This is a genomic window from Paenibacillus agilis (assembly GCF_007786455.1).
GTDB classification, from domain to species: Bacteria; Bacillota; Bacilli; order Paenibacillales; family Paenibacillaceae; genus Paenibacillus_B; species Paenibacillus_B agilis.
Genome location: NZ_VNJK01000001.1, coordinates 314,852 through 340,660, shown reverse-complemented (window position 1 = coordinate 340,660; position 25,809 = coordinate 314,852). Strand labels below are relative to the sequence as shown.

General features: G+C 40.5%; 26 protein-coding genes, 1 pseudogene and 2 other annotated features. Of the genes and pseudogenes, 2 read left to right on the top strand and 25 right to left on the bottom strand.

Annotation, left to right across the window (positions count from 1 at the left end; translation table 11 throughout):
• Window positions 1–23 precede the first annotated feature (23 nt).
• The 12 genes and pseudogenes from FPZ44_RS01450 to FPZ44_RS01395 form a co-directional block, all read right to left on the bottom strand.
• Entirely contained in the window at window positions 24–674 is a 651-nt protein-coding gene (locus FPZ44_RS01450; protein ID WP_144986731.1) for a TetR/AcrR family transcriptional regulator, read from the bottom strand.
• Between the two features lie 191 nt (window positions 675–865).
• Window positions 866–1,474, bottom strand: coding sequence for an undecaprenyl-diphosphatase (locus FPZ44_RS01445; protein ID WP_144986729.1), 609 nt, complete (start codon window positions 1,472–1,474; stop codon window positions 866–868).
• 541 nt (window positions 1,475–2,015) lie between these two features.
• Window positions 2,016–2,123, bottom strand: a pseudogene (locus FPZ44_RS01440) (TCP-1/cpn60 chaperonin family protein); the annotation flags it as partial.
• Window positions 2,124–2,130: 7 nt separating this feature from the next.
• Complete coding sequence (locus tag FPZ44_RS01435) at window positions 2,131–2,562, bottom strand: hypothetical protein (RefSeq protein WP_144986727.1); 432 nt, start codon at window positions 2,560–2,562, stop codon at window positions 2,131–2,133.
• A gap of 71 nt (window positions 2,563–2,633) precedes the next feature.
• Window positions 2,634–3,554, bottom strand: a complete 921-nt coding sequence (locus FPZ44_RS01430; RefSeq protein WP_144986725.1) for a hypothetical protein — start codon at window positions 3,552–3,554, stop codon at window positions 2,634–2,636.
• Window positions 3,555–3,689: 135 nt separating this feature from the next.
• On the bottom strand, window positions 3,690–3,935 hold the full coding sequence (locus FPZ44_RS01425) for a hypothetical protein (RefSeq protein ID WP_144986723.1): 246 nt from the start codon (window positions 3,933–3,935) through the stop codon (window positions 3,690–3,692).
• A gap of 22 nt (window positions 3,936–3,957) precedes the next feature.
• Entirely contained in the window at window positions 3,958–4,119 is a 162-nt protein-coding gene (locus FPZ44_RS01420; RefSeq protein ID WP_144986721.1) for an aspartyl-phosphate phosphatase Spo0E family protein, read from the bottom strand.
• 316 nt (window positions 4,120–4,435) lie between these two features.
• Window positions 4,436–5,731: a helix-turn-helix domain-containing protein gene (locus FPZ44_RS01415; protein ID WP_144986719.1), complete on the bottom strand. Its 1,296-nt coding sequence runs from the start codon at window positions 5,729–5,731 to the stop codon at window positions 4,436–4,438.
• A 392-nt stretch (window positions 5,732–6,123) separates the two neighbouring features.
• The gene (locus FPZ44_RS01410; protein WP_144986717.1) at window positions 6,124–6,636 is read right to left on the bottom strand and encodes a hypothetical protein; all 513 of its coding nucleotides are present in this window, start codon (window positions 6,634–6,636) and stop codon (window positions 6,124–6,126) included.
• A 13-nt stretch (window positions 6,637–6,649) separates the two neighbouring features.
• Window positions 6,650–7,516 (bottom strand): AlbA family DNA-binding domain-containing protein, encoded by an 867-nt coding sequence (locus tag FPZ44_RS01405; protein WP_186785873.1) that lies wholly within the window; start codon window positions 7,514–7,516, stop codon window positions 6,650–6,652.
• Window positions 7,517–7,916: 400 nt separating this feature from the next.
• Window positions 7,917–8,915 (bottom strand): HNH endonuclease, encoded by a 999-nt coding sequence (locus FPZ44_RS01400; protein WP_144986713.1) that lies wholly within the window; start codon window positions 8,913–8,915, stop codon window positions 7,917–7,919.
• 141 nt (window positions 8,916–9,056) lie between these two features.
• Window positions 9,057–9,653, bottom strand: a complete 597-nt coding sequence (locus FPZ44_RS01395; protein WP_186785872.1) for a restriction endonuclease — start codon at window positions 9,651–9,653, stop codon at window positions 9,057–9,059.
• Between the two features lie 348 nt (window positions 9,654–10,001).
• On the opposite strand from FPZ44_RS01395, the gene FPZ44_RS01390 reads away from it, so the two are divergent.
• Entirely contained in the window at window positions 10,002–10,655 is a 654-nt protein-coding gene (locus FPZ44_RS01390; RefSeq protein ID WP_144986709.1) for a hypothetical protein, read from the top strand.
• Between the two features lie 394 nt (window positions 10,656–11,049).
• Here FPZ44_RS01390 and groL read toward each other — a convergent pair whose 3' ends face one another.
• The 7 genes from groL to FPZ44_RS01355 all read right to left on the bottom strand — a co-directional run bounded on the left by groL (window position 11,050) and on the right by FPZ44_RS01355 (window position 16,402).
• On the bottom strand, window positions 11,050–12,678 hold the full coding sequence (groL, locus tag FPZ44_RS01385) for a chaperonin GroEL (protein ID WP_144986707.1): 1,629 nt from the start codon (window positions 12,676–12,678) through the stop codon (window positions 11,050–11,052).
• Between the two features lie 93 nt (window positions 12,679–12,771).
• The gene (groES, locus tag FPZ44_RS01380; RefSeq protein ID WP_028593286.1) at window positions 12,772–13,053 is read right to left on the bottom strand and encodes a co-chaperone GroES; all 282 of its coding nucleotides are present in this window, start codon (window positions 13,051–13,053) and stop codon (window positions 12,772–12,774) included.
• Window positions 13,054–13,379: 326 nt separating this feature from the next.
• Window positions 13,380–14,162, bottom strand: coding sequence for a twin-arginine translocase subunit TatC (gene tatC / locus FPZ44_RS01375; RefSeq protein ID WP_144986705.1), 783 nt, complete (start codon window positions 14,160–14,162; stop codon window positions 13,380–13,382).
• A gap of 109 nt (window positions 14,163–14,271) precedes the next feature.
• Complete coding sequence (locus FPZ44_RS01370) at window positions 14,272–14,571, bottom strand: twin-arginine translocase TatA/TatE family subunit (protein ID WP_144986703.1); 300 nt, start codon at window positions 14,569–14,571, stop codon at window positions 14,272–14,274.
• Window positions 14,572–14,725: 154 nt separating this feature from the next.
• Complete coding sequence (locus FPZ44_RS01365) at window positions 14,726–15,217, bottom strand: MogA/MoaB family molybdenum cofactor biosynthesis protein (protein WP_144986701.1); 492 nt, start codon at window positions 15,215–15,217, stop codon at window positions 14,726–14,728.
• 27 nt (window positions 15,218–15,244) lie between these two features.
• Window positions 15,245–15,727, bottom strand: coding sequence for a cyclic pyranopterin monophosphate synthase MoaC (moaC, locus tag FPZ44_RS01360; RefSeq protein WP_144986699.1), 483 nt, complete (start codon window positions 15,725–15,727; stop codon window positions 15,245–15,247).
• A gap of 3 nt (window positions 15,728–15,730) precedes the next feature.
• Window positions 15,731–16,402 (bottom strand): 5-formyltetrahydrofolate cyclo-ligase, encoded by a 672-nt coding sequence (locus tag FPZ44_RS01355; protein WP_144986697.1) that lies wholly within the window; start codon window positions 16,400–16,402, stop codon window positions 15,731–15,733.
• A 217-nt stretch (window positions 16,403–16,619) separates the two neighbouring features.
• On the opposite strand from FPZ44_RS01355, the gene FPZ44_RS01350 reads away from it, so the two are divergent.
• Complete coding sequence (locus FPZ44_RS01350) at window positions 16,620–18,605, top strand: ABC-F family ATP-binding cassette domain-containing protein (RefSeq protein ID WP_144986695.1); 1,986 nt, start codon at window positions 16,620–16,622, stop codon at window positions 18,603–18,605.
• A 470-nt stretch (window positions 18,606–19,075) separates the two neighbouring features.
• Here FPZ44_RS01350 and FPZ44_RS01345 read toward each other — a convergent pair whose 3' ends face one another.
• From FPZ44_RS01345 to FPZ44_RS01320, 6 genes are all read right to left on the bottom strand, one after another.
• On the bottom strand, window positions 19,076–20,686 hold the full coding sequence (locus FPZ44_RS01345) for a 2-isopropylmalate synthase (RefSeq protein ID WP_144986693.1): 1,611 nt from the start codon (window positions 20,684–20,686) through the stop codon (window positions 19,076–19,078).
• 104 nt (window positions 20,687–20,790) lie between these two features.
• Window positions 20,791–21,047: a binding site (T-box leader), on the bottom strand.
• A gap of 394 nt (window positions 21,048–21,441) precedes the next feature.
• Window positions 21,442–21,738 (bottom strand) — a binding site (T-box leader).
• Window positions 21,739–22,006: 268 nt separating this feature from the next.
• Entirely contained in the window at window positions 22,007–23,068 is a 1,062-nt protein-coding gene (gene tsaD, locus FPZ44_RS01340) for a tRNA (adenosine(37)-N6)-threonylcarbamoyltransferase complex transferase subunit TsaD (protein WP_418789160.1), read from the bottom strand.
• A 58-nt stretch (window positions 23,069–23,126) separates the two neighbouring features.
• Complete coding sequence (gene rimI, locus FPZ44_RS01335; protein ID WP_144991623.1) at window positions 23,127–23,573, bottom strand: ribosomal protein S18-alanine N-acetyltransferase; 447 nt, start codon at window positions 23,571–23,573, stop codon at window positions 23,127–23,129.
• A gap of 133 nt (window positions 23,574–23,706) precedes the next feature.
• Window positions 23,707–24,546, bottom strand: coding sequence for a tRNA (adenosine(37)-N6)-threonylcarbamoyltransferase complex dimerization subunit type 1 TsaB (tsaB, locus tag FPZ44_RS01330; protein ID WP_144986691.1), 840 nt, complete (start codon window positions 24,544–24,546; stop codon window positions 23,707–23,709).
• Between the two features lie 4 nt (window positions 24,547–24,550).
• Entirely contained in the window at window positions 24,551–25,027 is a 477-nt protein-coding gene (tsaE, locus tag FPZ44_RS01325) for a tRNA (adenosine(37)-N6)-threonylcarbamoyltransferase complex ATPase subunit type 1 TsaE (protein ID WP_261378165.1), read from the bottom strand.
• Window positions 25,028–25,357: 330 nt separating this feature from the next.
• Window positions 25,358–25,546, bottom strand: a complete 189-nt coding sequence (locus FPZ44_RS01320; RefSeq protein ID WP_144986686.1) for an H-type small acid-soluble spore protein — start codon at window positions 25,544–25,546, stop codon at window positions 25,358–25,360.
• Window positions 25,547–25,809: the final 263 nt, after the last annotated feature.

Below are 25,809 nucleotides of genomic sequence, written 5' to 3'. Positions count from 1 at the left end.
ATAGTCCCCCAAGGAAATTTATATTATTTAACCCCTAACATATGTACAACGGAGCAGGATATCATCTTGAACATCTGTCTGACATCAATAGGATTGGCATTGACGTTATAACATCTTTGCATAACTACTTTATGAACGGCACCATCAATGGAGGTCGTAATAAAAGTAAAGATATCATGTAGCGGAAAGAGAGCCTGAAACTCTGCCTTATTTACTCCCTTCGTTATCTCGTTAAACAGTGTGCTTATGAAATATTGACCATTTTCCTGTTCTGTGAGATTGCTTTTAAACTTTTCTACCTTTTCAGGGTGATTGGCATAATATACAGTAAGTTCAAATTGAAATTTACCCAGTGTAGCGGGACTGTTATGAATATAATTTGCCAGAAAATCAAATAGTGCTTCGATGGTACGTACTGTTGTATCTGTACTTGCAATTAGCTCATCAATTTGATGCTTATAATTGTTTTTAGCCGTTTCTCTATTAAGTAAAGCGATAATCACTTCATCAATATCACCAAAATATCGATATATCCCCCCTTTGCTTATACGCGCTTCCTTAATAACATCTAGCATCGTCATTTCATATAGTGGTTTTTGTTGAAATACTACAAAGGCCGCATCTAATATTTGCGTTTTCTTTTTATAAATATAGTCTTCATTTACTTTTGGCACTCGTCGCTCCCCTTTCTTAAAATGAGATAACTCTCATTTTTGTATTCTCATCTTACTACCAATAACAGATAATGACAATACAAAAATAACCACTCCCTAATAAAATGATTAAGAAGTGGTTATTACTCGATTTATTATGTATAGCGAAAAGTCCTATTCAACTCTAAAATAGTCTTGATTATAGAAACGATCTAAACGTTTTTTGACTTGTTTTTCATTGTTCTACTGAATAGAAATTTACTTTCATATTTTTCATATAACTGTATGATGCTTTGTGTGACACTCCTTTTAGGGGCTATTACAAATATAAAAGTCGCAGACGCTAAGCTAATCAATATTCCTGTAAAAACATCTAAAGGATAATGAACCCCAACCCATATACGAGAGATTCCGACTAGAACAGCTAACAATACCCATAACATTGACCAGCCTCTCTTAAAGAGCCAGAATGTAAAACAATATGTAAAGAATAAAATGGTATGATCACTTGGAAAAGAATTGTCTTTTTCTTTATGTACCAATGTATTAACGTCGTTTAATTCATAAAAAGGTTGGTAATTCGAGTAAAATACGCCAGAAATTTTCCCTATCGCAAAAGCACAGATGAAAGCGATTGATGCACAAAGAATCATCATTCTATTATTTTTATCTCTTGTAAACCAATAAACAAGAACACTTAGTGCAAGTAAAACAACCATATGTTCAGCTATAAAGACAAATGTGGGATTCAAAAAGGGAAATTCTTTTCCTAAGTCATTAACCCACCTAAACAATGAATGATTCACTTCTGAAATATCCAAACTCAACACCATCCAATCTCTTTTTAGAACATAATAAAAAAAGATTAGACGCTCTCCCATCGAATCAACTTACATTATTTAGATTGAACTTACATGTTTGTAACATCGGTGTCACATAACATGTCAATAAATAATACTGATGAAATTCCTAGACCGTCCAGGCACTCTTACGCGGTATCTTACATTATCGAGTTGAAAATTTCATCATTATCAGTGTCAATAAAATCATTTATATTTAATTCATCGGTTTCATAAAATGGTATAGATATTTCGAAAAATCAACTGTAAAGAATCGTGTCACCATCCCAATTCTCACTTTTTGAAAATTCTTGAGATTTACTATGGTCGTATTTTTAAACTTACGATTATCAAGAAAATCTCAAAACAATAACTTTAACAAACAAAAAAACCACTTCTCAATAAATGCGAGAAGTGGTCTTTCATCATTTGTAACAGTGACCAGTGACAGCTTCATAAATCCCCGTTCAATCTGAACGAAAATTCACTCTGCTAGGCACATGATATAAAGGGCTTAAAAGCCTTACATCATACCGCCCATTCCACCCATGCCGCCCATATCAGGCATGCCTGGTTTGTTCTCTTCTGGCTTGTCAGCGATTACCGCTTCAGTAGTCAAGAACATAGCTGCATCTATTTCAAGGTTCTTCTTTAAGAACTTTAAATATATTCACAGGTATTTCATAGAAATTTGACTGATATCGAATTATTGATGAACTTTCCGTAACAGTAAGAATATCTAAGACAGCACTCGTCTGTTTAGTATTATAATCTTTTCCTTGTTCAGAAGTTAAAATTGATATCTCCCCTTGCGGATTATCATCTAATTCAGGGTCTCCAATAACTTTTACATCTGTTAAATAATTAATAACATTCGATATCTTAGCAAGATCATCTATAATAATATGCTCCTTATTATTATGATCTTTAAGCTCAATTCTATCAATATAGTCAAAATCAGTTTTGTAGGCTCTATTCATCTTTTGTTCTAAATCAGACTTTAGCGGAGAGGAATCACAACCTAAAATAAATAAAAATAAAATAACCACTACGTATTTTAAATATTTCATAGTAATATATCCTACTTTCATATATTAATTAAAAGAATCCCCTATGATAAGGGGACTCTTCTTTATTTTCATTAGCAATATGTTTGATGCCACCAATAACAATAATGTGCCCAATCCATATGAGGATGAGTATAAGAGTGAATTTCGGGATTTGGTTCATTCAACTGTCTAAGTACTTTATACGTTCCATCTTTGTTATCAGATAGAACCATATGGTTTCTGTACACACCTTTACTACAATTGTTGTGTTCTACAGGCTTTGTAAAATCTCTTGCCGGATTCTCAGGCAAGCCACCACCTGCATATGTTGCAGTCCTATGATAACCACTATCATAAGCAAATTTTTGAGCTTTCGCAAGCGATGTACTAGCAATTAATTCGTCTCTATTAGGACAAGGATCGGGATTCAGAGCGTCACCAACAGAACAACTGGCTTTCAAAACAAATTCAGTTTTTGCCAGGTGCTTCATATACTCTTCAAATATTTTATTAAAATCTGTATCTAGTTTAACATCATCAAATGTCCCACCATTTAATGTTACTGTAATTATTCTATTTTGATTATCATAAAATTTCTTTACTAACTTGATTGCAGCATCATTAATATTGTCTTTTTCGGCTTTAGCAATATCAATTTCCACTAAATTGTGCTCTTTAACAATGAGGTATGGAGAAAGTAATTTTATTTGAGCTGCTATCTCTTCTCCTGTTAATGCGGTTTTAATTGTAGAATCTGTTTCAGATGTGCTTTCAGAGGAGCTTTTGGAGATATAATAATGGGTGTTCCTTACAGCATTTGAATCTATTTTAAGATATTCATAACTACCTACAGTTAAGTTGAACGACTCCGAAATTTGAGCACTATCTGCTAATATCTGAGATTGACTGCTTATTTGCGTATTTTCTAGTGCGATTACTAACGAAAATGGACTAACTAGTGTAATAATTAATGCAACTGCGCAAAACGATAATAATACTTTTTTAAGCTTCATGCAAAACTCTCCTATCATAATTATTTTAATTTGATGTAAGAAAATTTGCAGGCTTACAACGTAACACTTCTTATTTAATTTGCTCTCACCCCTTTCATATGCTGAACGAATACAGTATAAATCTATGTATTTTACCTACCAGCATTTCATTTGATTAGCTGTCCACGCACCGCATGAACAAGCAAATACATCAATAAATGTTTCTCCAAAGTCAAAACGCTTGTAAAAAGATTTTTTGTATGTGCATCCACATCGGGTGTAATAATGGGCTTTATTAGTTAAATCTATTTCTTTAATCTCTTCTCCTACCAGTTTATATATCAGTTCTTCATTCTCTTCTGCGAATGCGTCTTTACGAAGATGATCAAATCTTAGCTTCATTACGAATAACACTCCCTATGTATTACTCGTCCAATAAATCTTTCATGTGTTTTTCTGTTTGATAAACTGTAAGCAGCTTATCTAAGTCTTGACTCATTTCAACCATCTTACCATCGGTCAATTCCAAGCCTTCTTTATAAGCTTCATTCATACGAAATCGTAAATGTTCAATTTCATCAAGCATCAATTATCACCCACATTAAATGCTAGTAACGTTGATGGGGTGAATCTCCCCTTATTCACCCCATCATCTATCAATGCAAGTCCTCTTCCCCTTTGCCCATTATTAAATTAACACAGGTTTCCACAAAAACCGCTAAATTAATTTATTGACAAAATAAAACAGACACCATTGAAAGGTGTCTGTTCGGGATAAGAGGACTTTCTTTTTTTATCTGCTGATTATCCAAGGATACTCAGAACCAAACGTTGTGACTGAATCTGTAATGTTGGGAGCAACAGGTAAAATCAAGAAGAGTGCAAGAATCATTTTGGAGACTTTATTTTTCACACATAATCCCCTCCTTCTTGAATCGTTCATAGTAGCGGTCCACTTTATCTACAGTTTCTGCATCTACTATGACTTTGTTATTTCTATATAGATAATACATTAACCGCAAGCATTCGCGCTCGTTGTCAATGTCATCTATCTGAGAGTATTCATATGCCCCATCCATATAAAAATCGAGTGCTTGATTGACATTGTTTATTTGAGTATGAAAATCCCCTTGAAGTTTATAAAAACATGCTAACTCTCTTCTTCGAATCGGAGTTGCAAACGTCAATTCATTAATTTTATCCTCCAACTCTGGAAGAATTTCTTCAACTTTTGAAGTCTCCTTATCTAAAAGTAAAAAGGAAATGTACTCATTTGCCACATAAGCAATAAAGCTTTCAGCACAAGTTGCGAGACAATCTTGAAACTGTAGTTCTGCAAGCTCTTTGTTCCCTTTTTTCGAATTGAGCAATGCAACGTATAATTTATCGTTGTCGGAGGTTTGGGATGAATTTTGTTTTTGACATTCAATCGAGTACTTTTCTGCTAATTCAAGATTGCCAAGATATAAATAGGAGTCTCTCAACATTCCATATGCATAAGATTTCTCTACTTTGCCATGGGAAGTGTCTTCCTGTACAATCACATTACAATGTTTGATGGTTTCATTATGTAGTTGCAAAGTAAAAGCGTGGACAGCGAGTTTATAATACAATGAAAGTCGCTCTTTAGAAGGTAGGAATTCTACGTACTTCAAAACATATTCTCCTGACTCATATGTCTGACGGAGCTTCGTGAAGTCATTTCTTTCAACAAGATATATTTGATAAAGCGATCTTGCTAAGAAATGCATAATACCGTGACTACGTGAATAGTCGAGAATTGTTTTATAAATTGAAAGTTTAATCGTAGTGTTCTTGGCAAGCTCGGCAGTATTGTAGATTTGCTCCACTGCATCATAACTATCAGAAGCTAGTTTCAGATATGTTAACATTATCTTTCGAACGAGGTTTGTTCTGGTATCATCGATGGTTAAGGACTCTTTGAATATTTCGAACATAGTGTCTGCATTTTTCTCAAGAGCTATATAAATATTTATGTACTCATTGTAAGGTATCTTCAATACGGAAGCAATAGATTTAACCGTGCTGTATTCAGGTTTCTTACGCCTTCCATTCTCAATTTTAGATATTGCCCCTTTAGATAAATTAGTCTCAATTGCTAAATCATGAAGGGTCAAACCTAATTTTAACCTGTGGTGTCTGATCATGTCTGCAAGTGAAAAAATTGAATCATTCATCTCACATTCACACCCTTATTTTAATAAAAATCAAATTCGAATTAACTTTGAGATAGTAATATGAATGTCTAAGGTGAGATTAAATGCATGTCAGTAAAAGTTTCGAAGTGAATTACTTGGGGAGTTTTACAGAAACTTGTCTTACGAGAGATTATTTTAACATAATTTTACCAGCTGTCAATACAGATCATTTAATATTATGTAGGGTAACAATATGACCTGATAATTTCTTATATTCACCTTTATCGTATTTTTCAGCTCACAATCAGTAAGAAAATCTTAAAATTCCAACTTCAGCAAAAAAAGACCACTCTTAATAAGATTAAGAAGTGGTCTTTGCTTCATTCATCTCTTATTATATTTTTTGACCTTAATATAGGTTATAGAGCCTCTTATATATCTTCTACTAACTCATCCAACGTACGTTCAGCTTTAAAAATTACTTTCATATTCTTCTCATCATATGTTCTAGAACGAATCAATTTATTCTCTACATCATATATAAAATTATACTCTATACGAAGTTCTCCATCTATTATATGTATATTTCTAATCAATTCTGAAATAAATTTGCACACATACTCTGTACTGCTATATGTTAAATGAGTAAGTGTTTTTTCATTAAGGAAACTTACATCTATGTTCGGTGTTTTTTCTAATTCCTTATAATATTGAATACGTAGCTTCCTTTTAAAGGTGTTGTATGATGATTCCTCAACATTTTCAAAATGCCTCTCATAGTTTTCATACATCATATTTTGATTAGTCAATCTGCTCCATACATTTTCTTCGGGTTTTAATTTTTCTCTTTCATCACAGTACAACCATTTTTTAAAATAAGAGAACTCTCTAGCTGTATCATAGAGTATTTCTAGTATTGCTTTACCGAATCCATAATTAAACAACCCTGCCTTATCTTCAGTTTTCTCTAATATTACATATGTAATTAAAGGTTCCTGTATAAACGGTTTTTTCATCAAAATTGTAGTTTGAAAAAAAGTAATCATGTGGTAAATCAAACATTTCAACAGCACGTAATAAATGCTCTAGTTTAGGAAATCTCTTACCTTCAAAGTAATCATCAATAGCATTCACTTCGAAGCCTAATAAAATTCCCATCTCATATTTAGTATACTCAGATTGATAAAAAGTAAAAATAGTATTCAATTTATCAGCGAATGTAGCTGCACTAAATTTAAACTCACCTCTAAAAAAGGCATTTTCATTTTTGAAGAATGCATACTCTGATTTTTTACTTTTAATCAAATCAATATCTTCTTTTTTAAATTCATATTTACCTAATTGACTTACTTTATAAATCAGAGAATTTAAATCGTCTATATTCGCCTTAATCGAACTAGCATTTCTACGATAATAAATTGTATTTTCATTAACTATTGGCCTTCCTTTATCGTTATTTAAATTTACTGGTGAAACTAACAACTTCTCAGAATTGTACACATACAATAAACCAACTGTTTTTACTGATTCTATATAAATGTCATAATAATTTAAATCAAACATTATTTGCTCACCAATAATGTCTTGTATTTTTTGTCCTAGTGATGTCGGGTCAACCTGCTTCTCTACCCCCAGTATTTCACTATTATCTTCTACACCTAAGACTAACCATCCACCACCACTATTTGCAAACGCTAATATATCCTTCAATAAATTAGCAAATGAATTATTAGGATTTAACTGAATATCTCTTTTATAATCCCATCTATTATTCTCTGTTCCTTTTTCGACTAATTCATAGAATTTTTCTAAAGAATTATACATATAAATGCTCCTCATAAAGATGTTCTAGATTTTATCAGACTATTGTTCATTAACTTAACAAGTTTTATCTTCCTTATCTTGAGCATTCAATATTTATAGCATTTTAATCGGTATATTAATTTCTTGCTAGGTTTTCTTTACATAATTGACAGCAGATACGAGATTCCACAAATCATAGTATAAAAATACGATTAGGGAATTATATAATCAATAGTAGAGATTCATTCTCAATCTTTAAATCACTAAGAAAACAATTTTTATGTGGAAGTATTGTTCTTCGTTAGCTCAATATGAAATAACTTCAATGCTCAGCCTCGCAGCTCACTGAATCTACCTCTATTGGACACTAAGAGCAAGCACGTAAATTCGGTGTGAGAAGATATAGATTTTTCAAGTGCGCTCATGTATTTTTAAGGAATTCTGGATCATTTGCATCCTTTCCTACTCCAAAACAAACATCTCTAGTACTTCTAATCTCTTTAAATTTATCCAGTCCGGGATACAGCTCTGTACTCCTATTCTTCTCTTTATATTGAGTTCGAAAAACCCTCATACTCAAATCCTTATATGGCCCTGATACGATTAATAAAAGACCTTCATTTATTCTGTATGAAGGTAGCAAGAATCTTCTAACCATATCGCAAATATGGTTTACTGCTCTAGTCAATTCAAGCAACAAGTCCTGTAACAAATCTACATGAAAATTATATTCACATAATAATCCATGATACTTTTCTTCATCCCCATCTCTTACATTGTAAAATCTTTCTGTATAATAATATTCCCCCCGTCTTTCACTATGCTTGTGAAAAACACCAAAAAAATCATTTAAAATAATTGTAAAATTCTCAAATGAATCATTTAATTCAAGGTATCTTTCAGGCCAAATCCGAGAAAAAAGATATTCTTTTACCTCTTGCAATTTATCATTCATCTGTATTGATAGCGAGTACCCTCCTGCAAAGAATATATTGGATGTCCAAGACTTCCAATTCTCCAATTCACACAACTCAGACCATTTGTCTATAAACGTCATATAGACCTCTTCATCACGCTGTTTTACAACATCAAGATCTAAAGCCTTGTTTACCCATTCCTCATGCTTTTCCTTTAATTCAGTCAAATATTGAACTGAATAGCTAAATGACTGATCATCAATAACTTTATGATGCACTTTACATAAGAGAATTAAATTTGTATATTTATCTCTCTGTTCTGATGTAAGGACTGAATCTCCACGTGGACCATCTTTTTCTCTTGCAACAATATGACATTCATCCCCTATTACTGATTCATCATCAGTTTCAGTTTCATCCATAACCAGATTCATTCTACAAATTGCACATCTGTTAGCTGATCTGCCCCAAAGCATCTTTCTAGTCTTAGAAGTAATACCCATTTATTTTATCCTTTCATACTTAATCGATATCTCTAACCATCTTGCATCTACGAATCGGAATTGAGAAGTTCTATCTCTTCTATGAGATAAGCCCCTTCTTTCTTAATTTCAATAATGGTATTTTTTTGAGATGGTTTCTTCTTATTTGTTATTTCCGTAATATTGCTTCAATATCTTCTTATGAATTTCCAATAACATAGTTTTTGATGGATATATTTGTTTGTCAGGAAAATCATTCAGCCTAGTGCTCCATTGGTAGGCGTAATATTTAGGAGACTGTTTAATAAATTCTATGAGTATATGATCTATTTGCGGATTACTGGAGTTTTGAATATGCATAATGGACTTATCGAATATTTGCAAGAGCGCGATTCCATGCTGCCTTGCATATTCTATTGCTCCACTTTGAAAACCAGATGTAGAAATTAATATCCCTTTATGTGCACCTAAGCTTCGCACCTTGTCAGCTAAAACCACAATTTTCTCACGTTCCACTGTCCGCATATAACGCTTACATTCAACAATCACTTTAAAGCTTACAGATAGTGCTATAAATTCGGCGATAATATCAATTTGGTACTCTCCATCATTGGTCTGAACTTTTTGATTATGAAGTATGGAGAAGTCTTTAAGTGCCTCAGCTTCAGCATAAGCATTCAATATTTCAAAACAAAACTTTTCAAATTCCGTAGCTGAGATACTTGCGACAAACTCACGATATGGATTAATTTTGTCCACCTCACGTTTAAATTCCTTTGAACGTATTTATTTGAATCTAACTATATCATATCTTCAAGTTTATATAGCATTTAATAGCATTTCACATAACACTTTTGTATCTACGAACCCTTACCAACTTAAGGCCAACAACCCAATCTCAACGCGGTTAGGTGGTGCAAGGATGTCCGCTGACTTTCACGTCCTCGAAATCCCTAGGCAGACCAAGGAGCGTAAATATGCTGTTATTGAATGTACTTGCCTTCTAGAACAACTTAGAAAGAAACTTCAGTGAAGACGGGGAGGAAATCAGAATTTTTTGTTGAATATTGTTTTAAATCAATATATTGAAATGGACGTGTATCTATCATGTTATGTGAAAAATGTAATACTAATGTTCCCCCTCACTCTAAATATTGCAATATTTGTGGACCTGAAGTTGGTCAAAATAATAGTTATTCAAATAACAATATTACCAATTTAGGTAATATGCATTTCGGTGAAAATATTAATGTTGTTACAAATTATTATGGCTCAGATAATCAAGAGTTAGTTCAATATGAAAAGGCAGACCAGCGAATACTTAGATCCCCTAAAAAAATAGTAAAATGGTCTTTATTATTAGGAGTAATAAGTATAATTGGCAATATAGCTTCTATTGGAAGTGTATTTGGATTAAGTCTGACTACACTCGAACTGCCAAATTGGTTAAAAATAATTTCATGGATTGTTGTATTTATTGGTTTGGCAATCGGCTTCATAGCAATAGAGTTAAGAATCAATAAGAACACAAAGATCCCTACTGGGAAAGGTAATTTTATGTATCTTGACCTTATAGAAAATAATGAAGTATTAATATCAAATAATGTAATAACAGATTGTCCTATTTGTCCCGGAACAGTTTTTGTACGTAGATTGATAGAAAACAATAAATCATACTATGTCGGCATTTGTTCCCATAATCCTCAACATGTTTTTACATTCGATTCTACAACAATGACAGGAAGTCGACTTCACTTATAAGGCTTCATTATGAATTCTGCAAGAATTTCCGATAATGTCACGATAACAATTTATGTATATATTATCATATACAGTATTTATGAGATTTATAATTTATCCTGTCTATAGTACAACAAACGGATGTTATATCTAAAATTTTTATGCAACACTTAACAAACTCACCCAACATGATCTGATAATTTTTGAGATTTATCTATATCGTGTTTATAAACATACGATCATCAAGGTAATCTTTAAATGCGAGAATTAACAACAAAAAAAGACCACTTCTTAATAAGATTAAGAAGTGGTCTTTCATCATTTATAATCAGTGACTGCATCATAAATTTCCCGTTCAACATGAACGAAAATTCACTCTGCTAGGCACATGACGTACAAGGACTAGAAGTCCTTATTACATCATGCCGCCCATTCCACCCATGCCGCCCATATCAGGCATGCCTGGTTTGTTCTCTTCTGGCTTGTCAGCGATTACCGCTTCAGTAGTCAAGAACATAGCTGCAACGGAAGCAGCGTATTGCAACGCAGAACGAGTTACTTTCGCAGGGTCTACGATACCTGCTTCAAGCATGTTAACCCACTCGCCAGTAGCTGCATTGTAACCAACGCCAACTTTCTCGTTCTTCAAGCGCTCAACGATAACAGAGCCTTCTTGACCAGCATTCTCAGCGATTGTGCGAACTGGAGCTTCAAGTGCACGCAATACAAGGTTAACACCTGTTTGCTCGTCGCCACCAACTTGAACTGCTGCAACTGCATTGTATACGTTCAAGAGTGCAGTACCACCACCAGCTACGATACCCTCTTCAACTGCTGCGCGAGTTGCGTTAAGAGCATCTTCGATGCGGAGCTTGCGCTCTTTCAATTCTGTTTCAGTAGCTGCGCCGACTTTGATAACTGCAACGCCGCCAGCCAATTTAGCCAAGCGCTCTTGCAATTTCTCTTTGTCGAACTCAGAAGTTGTTTCTTCAAGTTGAGTACGGATTTGTTTAACGCGTGCGTCGATATCTTCTTTCGCACCGCTACCGTCTACGATAATTGTGTTCTCTTTAGTCACGCGGATTTGACGCGCGGAACCAAGTTGCTCCACAGTTGTAGATTTCAACTCAAGACCAAGCTCTTCTGTAATCACTTGACCACCAGTCAATGCAGCGATGTCTTGCAACATTGCTTTACGACGGTCGCCGAAGCCTGGAGCTTTAACAGCTACGCAAGTGAATGTACCACGAAGTTTGTTCACAACAAGTGTTGCAAGTGCTTCGCCTTCAAGATCTTCAGCGATGATAACAAGCTGCTTACCTTGTTGAACCACTTTCTCAAGTACAGGAAGAATCTCTTGAATGTTGGAGATCTTCTTATCTGTGATCAAGATATATGCATTATCAAGAACTGCTTCCATCTTGTCTGTGTCAGTAATCATGTAAGGAGAGATGTAGCCGCGGTCGAACTGCATACCTTCTACGACTTCAAGCTCTGTAGAGAAGCCTTTGGACTCTTCTACTGTAATAACGCCGTCTTTGCCAACCTTCTCCATCGCTTCAGCGATCAATTGGCCAACTTCGTCATCAGCAGCGGAGATTGCAGCTACTTGAGCAATGCTTTGCTTGCCTTCGATTGGCTTCGCAATAGTTTGCAACTCTTCAACTGCAGCTTTAACTGCTTTCTCGATACCTTTGCGAAGAACCATAGGGTTCGCGCCAGCAGTAACGTTCTTCAAGCCTTCGCGAATCATCGCTTGAGCAAGAACTGTCGCTGTAGTTGTACCGTCACCAGCAACATCGTTTGTTTTTGTAGCTACTTCTTTAACGAGTTGAGCACCCATGTTCTCGAATGCATCTTCAAGCTCGATTTCTTTAGCGATTGTTACACCGTCATTCGTGATAAGTGGAGATCCGAATTTCTTCTCCAATACCACGTTACGACCTTTAGGTCCAAGTGTAACCTTAACAGCGTTAGCAAGTGTATCAACACCGCGAAGCATCGCACGGCGTGCGTCTTCTGAGAACTTGATTTCTTTAGCCATTATGAAACCCTCCCTGAATCGTTCAAATTGTTCGTACTATATTTATCCCGCCGCTCTCGACGGTCTCATTTACAAGTAAGTATGTGCAGGCAATTACCCAAGAATAGCGTGAATATCGCTTTCTTTCATAATCAAATACTCTTTGCCTTCGAATTTGATCTCTGTGCCAGCATATTTAGAGAAGATGACACGATCGCCTTCTTGTACTTCAAGCGGAATGCGTTGACCGTCTTTGATTGCACCGCTACCTACTGCTACTACACGGCCTTCTTGCGGCTTTTCCTTAGCTGTATCTGGCAATACGATACCAAATGCAGTCGTTTCTTCTTTCGCGATTGCTTCAATCAATACGCGTTCACCTAAAGGTTTGATCATGAAAAATAGCCTCCTTCTTACTCAAAAGGTTATATAGTTAGAGCAGCAACTACGTATAGCAGCGCGCTCCAGTAAACCACTTCGTCATTATTAGCACTCGTAATCGGTTAGTGCTAATAACAATCTCTATGATACTTATTTTATGTCTAGTTTGCAAGTAGTAAGCCAGCATTTTTTATAATAAAAATGGCTTGCGAGCCTATCCGTCATGTTCCGACACTACTTACAAACACCTTCACCATCATACCCGAAAACGTATGAAAAAAAACAACCCAAGCCACTTGTAAGCAATGTCGCTTGTTATGGCTTGAGCTGAGAGATAGTGTCTAGCTAACAGAATGCGGATGTCCTGCCTCAAACTCTTCTTCCCACGCCTTATCTCTAGCAAGCTGATTGCGATAGATAAAGGAAGATAACAGCACACTGAATTCATACAGCAATATAAGTGGAATCGTTATCAAAAAATCTGATATAAAATCCGGGGGCGATATAGAAACCCCGATAAGCACCAATCCGAAGTAAGCAAACCGCCGCATTTTGCGTAGTCGCAATGGATTCAAGATCCGAATGGCTGTCAGAAACATAATAACTAAGGGCAGTTCAAACAATAAGGCCATCGGCAGCACAAGATTAAACAAGAACGTTAAGTAATGTGTAATCCCATACAGCTCCTGCAGTCCTAGCTGCTGGTTCACATTCGCAGTGAACTGGAATGCCATCGGTGCAACAATATAGTAAGCGAAGCACATCCCTGCAATGAATAATACAAATACGAAAGGTATGTACTTCAATGTTGCCTTTCTCTCATGCTCCCTTAAGCCTGGACAAACAAATGCCCACAGCTGATACATGATGAAAGGAAGCGTTAACGATAATGCTACGAGAAATGCAAACTTCATATAAATACCTACACCATCCCAAGGTGAAAAGCTCTTGAACGTATAGGTATCAGCCGGAGGTCGGCTAATCACGTATTGGAACAGCGGTTCCGCCAAAAAGAAACCGCCGATGAGTCCAGCGACTAGCACTGCCACAATATACATAATTCGTCTGCGCAGCTCCGTAATATGCTCGATAACAGATAACTGTTGTTCAGTATCTTGCGACATGCCTACACACCAACCTGTTCTTGCAGTATTCCGCACAACGCTGCTTCACGTCATAAATGGAAGCCTCAGCTCTGCTGGCACATACCTGCCCTTTCGCCATGCTGTCCAATTATTCTGGCAGACGACGTGATGTGCTGGACTGACTTGGCGGTTCGCTGGACAGTGTTGCGGCTTGTCCATTCGAAACGTTAGTAGAGGAAGACACAACGGTGGACTCCGCTTGAACTTCCTTGCGCTCCGTTCCCTTGTTATCCTCATCATCTCGCATAACATCACGTGCGCCAGCCTTGAATTCACGAAGTGTCCGACCGAATGCACGGCCAAGTTCAGGCAGCTTATTAGGTCCGAACAGCAGTAAAGCCAAGATCAAAATAAGAATAAGTCCTGGAATACCTATACCGGATGGCATACCTGGATCGACTCCTTTCACCCATGTCTACATACAAATGCTGTAATCATCATACCACAACATTCGCCTATAAAATACCAACTTTTATTGTAGATGAGCAAAAGAAATCAATTTATAGCCATCACTTGCACGGAATTAGATTAGCAGGGGTGATTTAATCATGATCATGGTAACGTCCGCTCGCTACTTCTAAGGCATGGGGCAATTGATCAATAACAGCCATTAAGTTGTCGTGGACGCCTTTTGGGCTTCCTGGCAGATTGAGGATGAGCGTGCGATTCCGAATGCCGCACACACCGCGAGACAGCATAGCTCTGCGCGTCTTCTGCATGGACGTGTATCGCATTGCCTCTGCTATGCCTGGCACAATCCGATCTACTACCTTTAGTGTCGCTTCAGGTGTCACATCCCGGGGAGCAAGACCTGTACCGCCTGTGGTCAGAATCAAATCTGCTTTATGATAATCCGCCATTTCAATTAAGGATGCTGAAATATCATTCATCTCATCCGGTACGATGCGATAGTCCACGATAACACCGCCCAGCTCCTCTTCTACCAATTCACGAATAACCTGTGCGCTCGTATCTTCCCGTTCACCGCGTGATCCTTTATCGCTTGCGGTCAATAGCGCTACTTTCCAATTCATAACCAATCCTCCTCCCGACCGTTAACCTTACTGCTCGTCCTCAACCCGATAATCGCCATTTTTCCCGCCTGACTTCTCAACGAGGTAAGTTGGCCCTATGACGATATCTTTCTGGAGAGCCTTGCACATATCATATACCGTAAGCGCAGCAGCAGATACCGCCGTCAGCGCTTCCATTTCGACGCCAGTTTTGCCTGTCGTCTTCACTTCCGCTTCTATAGTCAATGTATCTTCATCGTTGTCTGAGAACGTAATATTCATACCTGTAAGCATAAGAGGATGGCACATTGGAATCCACTGTGCAGTCTGTTTGCCAGCCATAATACCAGCTACTTGCGCAACGGCTAGCACGTCTCCTTTTTCGATCTGACCTTGCTTAATACGCTGGAGCGTCACGGGGTCCATACGAACGGTCGTGCGAGCTGTAGCTATTCGCTTCGTCACATCTTTGCCTGTAATATCAACCATTTTCGCATGTCCTTGCTCGTTAAAATGCGTCAACACGTCCATTGTTCACCGATCCTTCCCACAAGCTATGCCTGCATATGTCCATTGTACACCATCTGGGCAAATAATGAGATGTACAGGCAGATCATGGTTCTCCATCGGTATGCTTTCTACCTGCTGCCACTCGTAAATAAGCGCAGCGATATAAGGTAGCTCTTCGCGTTGCTGCTGCAACTTCGCTAAGAAGCGGTCATAATAGCCCGCCCCCATGCCTATTCTGCCTCCAGCTAGATCAAAGCCCAAGCCAGGCACGAGTACAGCATCAACTTCAACGAATCGCTCAACGCTCAATGCGGGAACCGTTTGTTCCGGTTCTTGGATGCCATACAATCCGGTCTGCATCTTCACATCAGGGTGCCATGCATGCCAGCTCATATCGCGGTTTGCTTCATCAGCAACAGGAACATAGACCTCATTGCCCTCATGAGCAAGTTTCGTAAGCATAGGTACAATATCCAACTCTTGTCCAAATGGCATGTAGGCAAACACCCGCAGCGGTCTATTGGCATCCGCCCTTAACTGCCTGAGCCAGCTCTCAGCATGCGTACAGGCTTGTTCACTAGCCTGTTTACGCTCTTGAATCGTCACCGCTGATCGGCGCGACTTTAGCTGGACGCGAAGCACATGCTTCGAAGAAGCAGCAGCAAGCTTGCGCTCATCTTCATTAAGCTCTACCAATAGCTCTCACCTCCTGCCAAGTTAAACGTTGGTCATCCCTCACACCACATGAAGATACTTGTTTATTTCAGTTGCTTCCATAAAAGCACGTTTATGATTTTCTTCTTTAAGTGTATCACCCTTACGCCGCTACGGCTAGCAATGCACGAACGTTTGTGGTCGTTTTCCGAGAATTCATGTACACTATAATCAGCTAGTGACACGGAGGAGAATTAGTATGCTGCTTCAAGTAAACAAAGTGACGAAATACTACGGCATTACGCCTGTATTAACAGATATATCTTTTCATATCCAAGCCCGAGAAAGAATGGGTTTAGTAGGCGTCAACGGCGCGGGTAAATCCACCCTGCTTAAAATTATTGCAGATGAGCTATCGCCCGATTCGGGGCATGTGTACAAGGCGAAGGAAACGACAATCGGTTACTTGGCACAAAATAGCGGCCTGCAATCCAACTTGTCCATATGGGAAGAAATGATAAATGTATTCCAGCATCTGATCGAAGCAGAGGCTGAACTGCGCGAATTGGAGAAGCAAATTGCGGATCCAGAGCTGGCTCAAGATGCTGCTCGTTATGAAGAAACGATGCACCGCTATTCAGAACGATCCGATTGGTTCCGGGAGCAGAACGGCTATGCTATGGAAGCTCGCGTCCGCGGCATTCTTCACGGCATGGGCTTCGGTTCCATGGACCCGAACACGCCTATTCATACGTTAAGCGGCGGACAAAAGACACGCCTTGCCTTGGCACGCATGCTGCTGCAGCAGCCAGACGTTCTTTTGCTGGACGAGCCGACGAACCACTTGGACATCGATACGTTAACTTGGTTAGAGCAATATCTGCGCTCCTATCCGGGCGCTGTACTCGTCGTATCTCATGACCGCTACTTCTTAGATGCCATGGTAACAGGCATCGTGCAAATTGAGCGCAATCAAGCGAAGCGTTATACGGGAAATTACAGCAGGTATATGGAATTAAAAGCTGCTGAATACGAGCAAGAGCTAAAACAATACGAGAAGCAGCAAGAAGATATTGCGAAGATGGAAGCATTCGTTCAGCGTAATATTGTTCGCGCTTCGACAACCAAGCGTGCTCAGAGCCGCCGCAAAGCTTTGGATCGAATGGAACGCGTCGACAGACCATTAGGTGATCTTAAGCGAGCTTCCTTCTCCTTTGAGATTACACGAACGAGCGGACGCGACGTACTACGCTTGAAAGATGCATCTGTTTCTTATGAGCCTGACAAGCCGCTATTCAAAAATGTCGATCTCAATCTCGATCGCAGTGAAACTGTCGCGTTGATCGGGCCTAACGGGATTGGTAAATCAACATTGCTCAAGAGCCTGATCGGTAAGCATAAGTTGGATCAAGGACAATTCCAATGGGGCACACATGTGTCCATTGGCTATTATGATCAAGAACAGGAAGCACTAAATCCGAGCAATACCGTACTAGAGGAAGTATGGAGTTCATATCCACACCTAGATGAAGTGCGTATTCGCACAGTGCTTGGCAGCTTCTTATTCAGTGGAGATGATGTGCTCAAGCTGGTTAGTTCGCTAAGCGGCGGCGAGAAAGCTCGTGTTGCCTTAGCCAAGCTTATGCTGCTGCAAGCCAATATGCTCATTCTAGATGAGCCGACGAACCATCTTGATTTGTTCAGCAAAGAAGTGCTTGAAGCAGCCTTAATGGATTATGAAGGCACATTGCTGTTTATTTCACACGACCGTTACTTCTTAAATAAGATGGCAGAGCGAGTTGTAGAGTTGACGCCTCAAGGTGCAACCTCCTACTTCGGCAACTACGATGATTACGTAACGAAGAAGCAGGAGCTGGAAGAAGATGCTGCTGAGCAAGAGCAGCGTAGACGGACACCACCTGCTACCGTGCATACATCGACTTCACCTGCCTCCAGTTCAACTGCTACTAATGACGCTGCTGCAGATACTACAGGACGTTCCGGCGCAGCCCAATACGAGTTGGACAAGCAGAAACAGCGCGATGAACGTGCCCGCCAGCGTAAAGCGGAACAGTTGGAAGCTAAAATTGCAGAGCTGGAATCAGAAATTGAACAGCTAGAGACAGAATTGGCTGACCCTGAAGTATACAACGACTATGTACGGATTCAAGCGATTCAAGAGCAAATGCAACAGAAGAAATCTCAATTGGAACAGCAGTATGCTGACTGGGAAGCTTGTATGTAATCTGGCATGAAATTTGGTATGTACTTGTGTAAGTGACACGCAACTCGGAAAATGTCGTAAATAAACAGGAGCCCACTGTATTTCGTAGACTACGAGAATACAGTGGGCTCTCTATTTTTTATTTCATCGCTTTTAAGGAAATATGTGGATAGAAAATTTTATTCACAACATAAATTGGATATATTTACATTCCATTCATAATTAACAATCGTTAATCCCGCTTAATACCAGCATTTTCAACAAGATATCCAATCTTATCCACCGTTTTATACACAGTATCCACAATTTTGAAAATGTTACATGAAAAATTGATCCCCTATTTTCTTCATTGCCAACTGCTTACCCTAGTTAGCCTCATGGTACTTTTCCCCATAAAATATCTAATATGTGGATAACTATTGTCCACATGAAGAATGTCACACTTTGTCGCTTTTCCTCTATTCTCGCAAGTTTACGTCCGCAGGACGGTTCTATCCTTGCACAGCAGACTTTTGCGTATCCGCTTCTTCGCTATCTGACAACCCTGAACTGCTCCAAGCTTGGTTACATGCAGCCATATAAGCTTCTGCTATCGCAAGCATAATATCGCAATGAGCAGCTGTTCCGCGATAGGAATGACCATCCACTTGTACCGTAACTGCGGCTTCCCCCACAGCCTCTTCACCAGACGTAAGGGAATGCAGCTCCAGATCCTCAAAGCTAATCTCATTACCGTGCGCCTGCTGCATCGCTCGAATAAGCGCCTCAACAGGGCCAGCTCCGATACCTGCATACGTGTGCTCGGTTTGTTCATGGATATTGAAGATCGTGACGCTTGCTACTCTTGCGCGGGAACTTCCCGCCACTACCTGCACATCAACGAGCTTGAAACGTCCCCACTCTTGATCAAGTGCCTCGCCTACACAGGTCAGCAATTGTTGATCCGTTACAACCTTCTGATTGTCTGCAAACTGCTTAAAGCGATCATAGACATCATTAAGCTGTTCCGCATTCAGTTCAATGCCATATTGACTTACTTTGTGCTTGATCGCATGGCGTCCTGAATGTTTGCCAAGCACGATCAACTCATGCGGAATGCCAAGACGGACAGGGTCCATAATTTCGTACGTGTTGCGGTTCTTCAACAGTCCGTCCTGATGAATGCCAGATTCATGCTGGAACGCATTGCGACCGACGACTGGCTTATTAAATGCAATTGGCATATGCATCATGCGACTTACACTGCGAGAAACATCATACAGATGCTCCATCTGTACATTCGTTTCAATCTGCCAATAATCTTTGCGGGTATCAAGTGCCATGACCAGCTCTTCCAATGCACAGTTGCCCGTACGCTCACCGACACCGTTGACGGTTACTTCGATTTGATTCGCCCCTGCTTCAATCGCGGCTAGGCTGTTCGCAACAGCAAGGCCCAAGTCATTATGACAGTGAGCGCTGAAGCATACGTTCTCAGCGCCGCGTGCTTCTCGGCGAACGAAACGGAACATTTCGCCGAATTCATGCGGCATGGCATACCCGACCGTGTCGGGCAAGTTGATGATGCCGGCGCCTTCCTCGATGGCGGCTTCTACTAGCTCCGCCAAGTAGCTCTGGTCAGCGCGCGTAGCATCCATCGCGCTGAACTCGACGCAGTCGACGAATTGACGCGCGTAGGCGACCATTTCGCGAGCGCGCTGTTTTACTTCGGCACGCTTCATGCGCAGCTGATGCGTGAGATGGATGTCAGACGCGGAGATAAACAAGTGGATGCGGCGCTTTTCTGCATCCGCGGTTGCTTTTACAGCCGCGTCGATATCACCGCGCACGGCACGCGCGAATCCGCAGACTTCGATCTGCGGATAGAGGCGGGATATGCGCTGCACTGCCTCAAATTCCCCTGGGCTGGAGACAGGAAATCCAGGCTCCAGCACATCTACGCCCAAGCGCACCAACTTATCTGCGAGCAGCAACTTCTGCTCGAATTGAAGTGCGGCGCCTGGTGCCTGTTCCCCGTCTCTCAACGTCGTATCGAAAATCGTAATGCGTCTCTTTGCCTCGTTCGTTACTGGACCTTTACCCGTAAAATTAGTGTTCGACATGTTCATGCTCCTCGCTTTCGTTTTATATGGATTTTTGATGTGAATATAGAAAATGTGTGTGAAACGAAACGCCTCAGGTACAAAAAAAGACAGGCCTGCATCTCCTAAGAGACGACAGACCTGCCGCGGTACCACTCTTGTTGGAACACGTGTTGGCTGTATCAGCCTCGTATTCCCCCTTATCCTCATAACGGCGAGGTTCCGGAACGACCTACTTCAACTTGTCGCATTGTGCAACATTGGATGAATATCAGCCCTTCTTGCTCCCAAGCGAGTTCGAACGTCTCCCTACTGCGTCGCACCAACCCGCAGCTCTCTGGAAAGAGGATATCGCTCTACTACTCCTGTTCATTGCATGTATCCTAGGTATGTGATTGTGATATTTATTTGTCCACTTCTTGTGGATTTTCGATGATAAATGTCTTTCAAATAGTGGACACTGATGTGGTAAAAGGAGTTGTCTGCTCAAATTTGCAACATACCATATATAGCGTGACGTCTGATGAAACCCACCATATACAGCAATTATTTGATTTAGAGCGACCAACAACCATGTAATGCCTAGTGTCCACCTTTGTATGGACATTTCTGTACTTTGTCCACGTAACAAGTACATTTCCTAGTCGATTGACCCATGTATTTCTATTTTAGATTTAGATTTAGATTTTGTATTATCGTTTATGTGTTGGTTAATGTGTTGATTTACCTCAGACGCTAACTCTGCCCTTGTGCATACAAAAAAGCCCGCCGTCTCCTAAAGAGACGACAGGCTGCTGCTGCCGTGGTACCACTCTCATTGGTGAACCGCCTTTCGCAAAAAGACGAACTTCACCCACTCCACCGCACACGTCCTATGTCCGGACATCGACCGTGCGCGTACCTGATGACGGAGGCTTCCGTAACGAACTACTCAGAAGGAGGTTCTGTTAACTCCCTAATCCTTCGCTCGCTCCGCTCAAAGGTGAGTTCAAAGTCATCCACCTACCGCATCGCACCTTACTGCGGCTCTCTGAAGGCTTCACACTTCTACTGTTCCTTGTCATAGCGTTTGAACTATAATTCATTTTCCAGTTATTCGGAAAAGGTTTGTGATTATTATATTGCCCCAATTATGAATAGTCAATAACATTATTTCTTAAAAAATGAATCACTTTGCTCTGTCAAAACATCCGGGCCTATTCCGTGTATATCAGCGCCCATAAAAAATAACCTGCATGCTTTCGGGAAACATAGTATGCTTCTCCAATCTAGCTGCAGGCTATAAAATAACCACTATTTTTTCTATCGTTATTGCGTTCCATGTATGAAAATACGTAGGCTTTAGCTTACAGACCAGCCCTCCAAGGAGAATGATGGGTGCGCATTAAAGTCTAGTGACGAGAAGTCTTGCTGCTTCCATTTCAAATATCCAGCAGCACCAATCATAGCCGCATTATCTGTGCAATATTCCATTGGCGGCACAAGTAATGGCACACCCTCCGCTTCGCAGCGAGCGGTCAGCTCAGCGCGCAAGCCTTTGTTCGCTGCCACGCCACCGCACAATAGAAGCTGTTTTGCATCGTATTCCTTAACAGCACGCATCGCTTTGCCAACAAGTACGTCGATGACGGACTCTTGGAAGCCGCGAGCGATAGCTGGATAGTTAGGCTCATTGCCTTTCATTTTCGACTGGTTCACTACGTTAAGTACCGCAGACTTCAAGCCGCTGAAGCTGAAATCATAGCTGTCTGCTTCCAACCAAGAGCGAGGCATCGCTACCACTTCGTCTGCTTCACAAGCAAGCTTATCAATATGCGGGCCACCTGGGTATGGGAGATTAGCCGCGCGAGCGACTTTGTCATAGGCTTCTCCTACTGCATCATCACGCGTACGTCCGATCAGCTTGAATTGCCCTTCACTCTCGATATGAACAAGCTCCGTATGCCCACCTGATACAACAAGGGCCATGCAAGGATATTCAATCTTTGCAGTAAGTTGATTCGCATAAATATGACCTGCTATATGATGAGTTCCGATAAGCGGAATGTTAAGTGCCATCGCAAGTGACTTGGCAGCTACGATCCCAACAAGCAAAGCCCCTACTAAGCCAGGACCTTGCGTGACAGCGATCGCAGACACGTCGTCCAATGAAATACCTGCTTCCTCAACAGCCTGCTCGATCATTACCGTGATGGTTTCCACATGCTTACGCGAAGCAATCTCTGGTACAACACCGCCAAAGCGACGATGCACATCGATTTGGCTCGAAATCATATTCGACAACACTGCATGCCCATCGCGCACGATTGCTACGGACGTCTCGTCACAGCTTGTCTCAATCGCTAGTATATAAATAGGTTTGTCCGACGGCGTTGAAATGCTTACATCATTTATGCCGTTCACGGTACTACCTGTATCCTTCTCATTCACCGTTTGCTTTCCCACCTTTAAGTTCTATAAGCTAGTAACTGCTTGCACGTAATTGATCAATATTCGTCCACATAATGAGCGCATCTTCGTTATTATCAGAATAATAGCCTTTACGGACACCAGCAGGTTCAAAATCATATTTGCGATATAGCCGCTGAGCCACTTCGTTTGTGACACGTACTTCAAGCGTCATTTTGTTCATACCTTGTGCGGCTGCTTCTGTGATAAGTGTCTGCATAAGCTTCTCGCCAAACTTACGTCCTCTGCTGTCAGGATGAACCGCTATGTTTGTAATATGTGCTTCATCGATCACTGTCCACATGCCCGCATAGGCAACGATCGTATTATTTTCCTCAATGACCCAATAATGTGCAAATATATTGTTCGTAAGCTCATTGTAAAAAGCATCATTCGTCCATGGTAGCGTGAACGAAGCTTGCTCCACGATCTGTACAGCTTCAATATCTGCGACCGTCATCGGCCTTACTTGTGCAAGTTCACAATGATGGCTTGCTTGTTCCACCGGGTTCACGCTCCTTATCTAGCATTTATTAAATTCTAATCCTATTGAGATAGTTGATCTCATCAGTATTTAAAATCGGTTATCCCGTTTATTGACCCTGCTGTTGCTGCTTCAGCTTCGTTTCCGCTTCCGTCAATTGGGTATAGTTCGGCTCCAAGTGATGAACTTCATCTGTATCGTCTACGAGGAGACGAGCTAGACCGAGTATACCTATCCACGCAGCATCCAAAGCTGATGATTCCAAATGAATGCGAGTGCCAAATACAGCCTGCAATTCTTCCAACTTGGCACGATGCTGATCGACATCTCCAGCGAAAATAATATGCAGCTCTGGATTGTTTTCCAACGCCTGTGCTGCTTCATCTGCAATATCCACCAACATGCGAATGCCATCTACGGATTGACGAGTGCAAGCTTCCTGTAGCGATAACCTTCCCGTTATTAGAGGCTGTCCATTGATATCAAATGAAGCTGTATATACTTGACCACGACGTGCGTCCATAATCGGATAAATGCGAACAGGCGCATGGCAAGCAAAAGAGAGCTCTGAGTCATTTGTCGTTTCCACTGCAAGAGTGCTCATTTCTTTTCCATGCGCTGCAGCAGCCAATCCGCTCAATGCTAGTGCATGCAAGCTCGATACGCCCACAACTGGTTTGCGCCATGCCCATGCTAGCGTTTTAGCTGCGGTCACAGAAATACGTACACCTGTATAAGAGCCTGGCCCGATTCCGACCGCAATACCATCGATTTGGCTGCCTGTCCAACCTTGTTCCGTCAACATAGCCTGCATCGTAGGATTGAGTCTAATCGAATGATTGCGCTCCTCTGAAGACTGAATTGTATTTATAATGCTTGTCCCTTCCAACAATGCAGCTGCCATCGTAGCTGTCGAAGTATCGAGGGCCAACATTTTTTGTATATGCATTAGATTAAATTCCTCTCCACTTTATCTCGTTCAGCTGTGTCGCAAAAGGTTCACCGTATGCCGTCAGACGAATAGTGCGGCTCTGTTCACCTTCATATTGAATGAATAGGTGCAAATATAGGGGTGGCAGCAATGGTGTAATAATGCTCGACCATTCCACAATCGTCACTCCATCACCGTAGAAATATTCATCAAGACCAAGTTCATCCGCCTCGGCCATGCCAACACGATAAACGTCCATATGATAAAAAGGCATTTCACTGCCTTCATATTCTTTAATAATTGTAAAAGTCGGACTGTTAACGACCTCCGTCACACCTAGCGCCTTGGCAAACGCCTGCGAAAAGCGTGTTTTGCCCGCTCCCAAATCCCCATCAAGCGCAATGACAGCACCTGGGCGGCATCCTTTAGCCAAATGTTCCGCCAATTTTACCGTATCTGCTTCACTGTTTGATATATAGGTCATATCCACTGATTGCATTGCGTTCACTCCAAACGTTAACTGAACAGCGTTCAGCTGTAGCTTTACCCATTCCATCATTAGCTGGCTGTTCAATAGTATTTCTATATTATATCGGTGCATAAAGTGTTGCCGCAAGGAATTTACCGAAGACACAACGATATGAAGGGGGAAATTTCCTGAGGTAGGCTTTATTGTATAAACGCAAATAAACAGACGAAGGAGATTACTCCGCCCAAGCCCCCCTTATTGTGCCAGGTACAGCCTCGACCTTCTCCTTCATCTGTAATGATGAAACTAGGATGATTTTATTTTATTGCATTTATCGCAATACGCATAACAATGAAGACTTTAATGGTGTTCTTCTTTCAATCGTTCAACAGATACGGTCTGTGTATCAGCAGGGTTCGTCCCCACCTGAACCGTAGCCATTCCATTCGCAACATCAACACTTTCAATCCACACAGAGTGCTCCCCATCAAGCTGCACAACGTAATTGGTTGATGAATCGTAAATTTCCTTAGCTCGATTTGCATTCATTCGCTGCTTCCTCCTTCATATTGCTGAAAAAGCTTCTTTTTTAATTTTTTAGCCTGTCATGCTAATGCAGAAATTGTTGAAACTGCTTGATGTTTCTAAGCATTATGTTCATTTCTATAGCCAGCATTAATAACGTATCCCAATCATTCAAGTTCATGCATCTAAATATGATCTCGCACTTGTATCCAACACTTACCCGTGTTGACTTTCCCCGCTGATCTCATACTAATAGCATTATTCATTCATGAACTTGAGCCTTTCGC

Bases quoted from the DNA above. Each gene is read 5' to 3' on its own strand.
- FPZ44_RS01415 (WP_144986719.1), bottom strand. From the start codon at position 5,731: ATGAATGATTCAATTTTTTCACTTGCAGACATGATCAGACACCACAGG.
- FPZ44_RS01390 (WP_144986709.1), top strand. From the start codon at position 10,002: ATGTTATGTGAAAAATGTAATACTAATGTTCCCCCTCACTCTAAATAT.
- FPZ44_RS01420 (WP_144986721.1), bottom strand. From the start codon at position 4,119: ATGCTTGATGAAATTGAACATTTACGATTTCGTATGAATGAAGCTTAT.
- FPZ44_RS01400 (WP_144986713.1), bottom strand. From the start codon at position 8,915: ATGGGTATTACTTCTAAGACTAGAAAGATGCTTTGGGGCAGATCAGCT.
- tsaB (WP_144986691.1), bottom strand. From the start codon at position 24,546: ATGCATATACAAAAAATGTTGGCCCTCGATACTTCGACAGCTACGATG.
- FPZ44_RS01435 (WP_144986727.1), bottom strand. From the start codon at position 2,562: ATGAAATATTTAAAATACGTAGTGGTTATTTTATTTTTATTTATTTTA.
- tatC (WP_144986705.1), bottom strand. From the start codon at position 14,162: ATGTCGCAAGATACTGAACAACAGTTATCTGTTATCGAGCATATTACG.
- FPZ44_RS01350 (WP_144986695.1), top strand. From the start codon at position 16,620: ATGCTGCTTCAAGTAAACAAAGTGACGAAATACTACGGCATTACGCCT.
- FPZ44_RS01430 (WP_144986725.1), bottom strand. From the start codon at position 3,554: ATGAAGCTTAAAAAAGTATTATTATCGTTTTGCGCAGTTGCATTAATT.
- rimI (WP_144991623.1), bottom strand. From the start codon at position 23,573: ATGACGGTCGCAGATATTGAAGCTGTACAGATCGTGGAGCAAGCTTCG.
- FPZ44_RS01425 (WP_144986723.1), bottom strand. From the start codon at position 3,935: ATGAAGCTAAGATTTGATCATCTTCGTAAAGACGCATTCGCAGAAGAG.
- groL (WP_144986707.1), bottom strand. From the start codon at position 12,678: ATGGCTAAAGAAATCAAGTTCTCAGAAGACGCACGCCGTGCGATGCTT.
- FPZ44_RS01320 (WP_144986686.1), bottom strand. From the start codon at position 25,546: ATGAATGCAAATCGAGCTAAGGAAATTTACGATTCATCAACCAATTAC.
- FPZ44_RS01365 (WP_144986701.1), bottom strand. From the start codon at position 15,217: ATGAATTGGAAAGTAGCGCTATTGACCGCAAGCGATAAAGGATCACGC.
- FPZ44_RS01370 (WP_144986703.1), bottom strand. From the start codon at position 14,571: ATGCCATCCGGTATAGGTATTCCAGGACTTATTCTTATTTTGATCTTG.
- FPZ44_RS01405 (WP_186785873.1), bottom strand. From the start codon at position 7,516: ATGTATAATTCTTTAGAAAAATTCTATGAATTAGTCGAAAAAGGAACA.
- moaC (WP_144986699.1), bottom strand. From the start codon at position 15,727: ATGGACGTGTTGACGCATTTTAACGAGCAAGGACATGCGAAAATGGTT.
- groES (WP_028593286.1), bottom strand. From the start codon at position 13,053: ATGATCAAACCTTTAGGTGAACGCGTATTGATTGAAGCAATCGCGAAA.
- tsaE (WP_261378165.1), bottom strand. From the start codon at position 25,027: ATGCAATCAGTGGATATGACCTATATATCAAACAGTGAAGCAGATACG.
- FPZ44_RS01345 (WP_144986693.1), bottom strand. From the start codon at position 20,686: ATGTCGAACACTAATTTTACGGGTAAAGGTCCAGTAACGAACGAGGCA.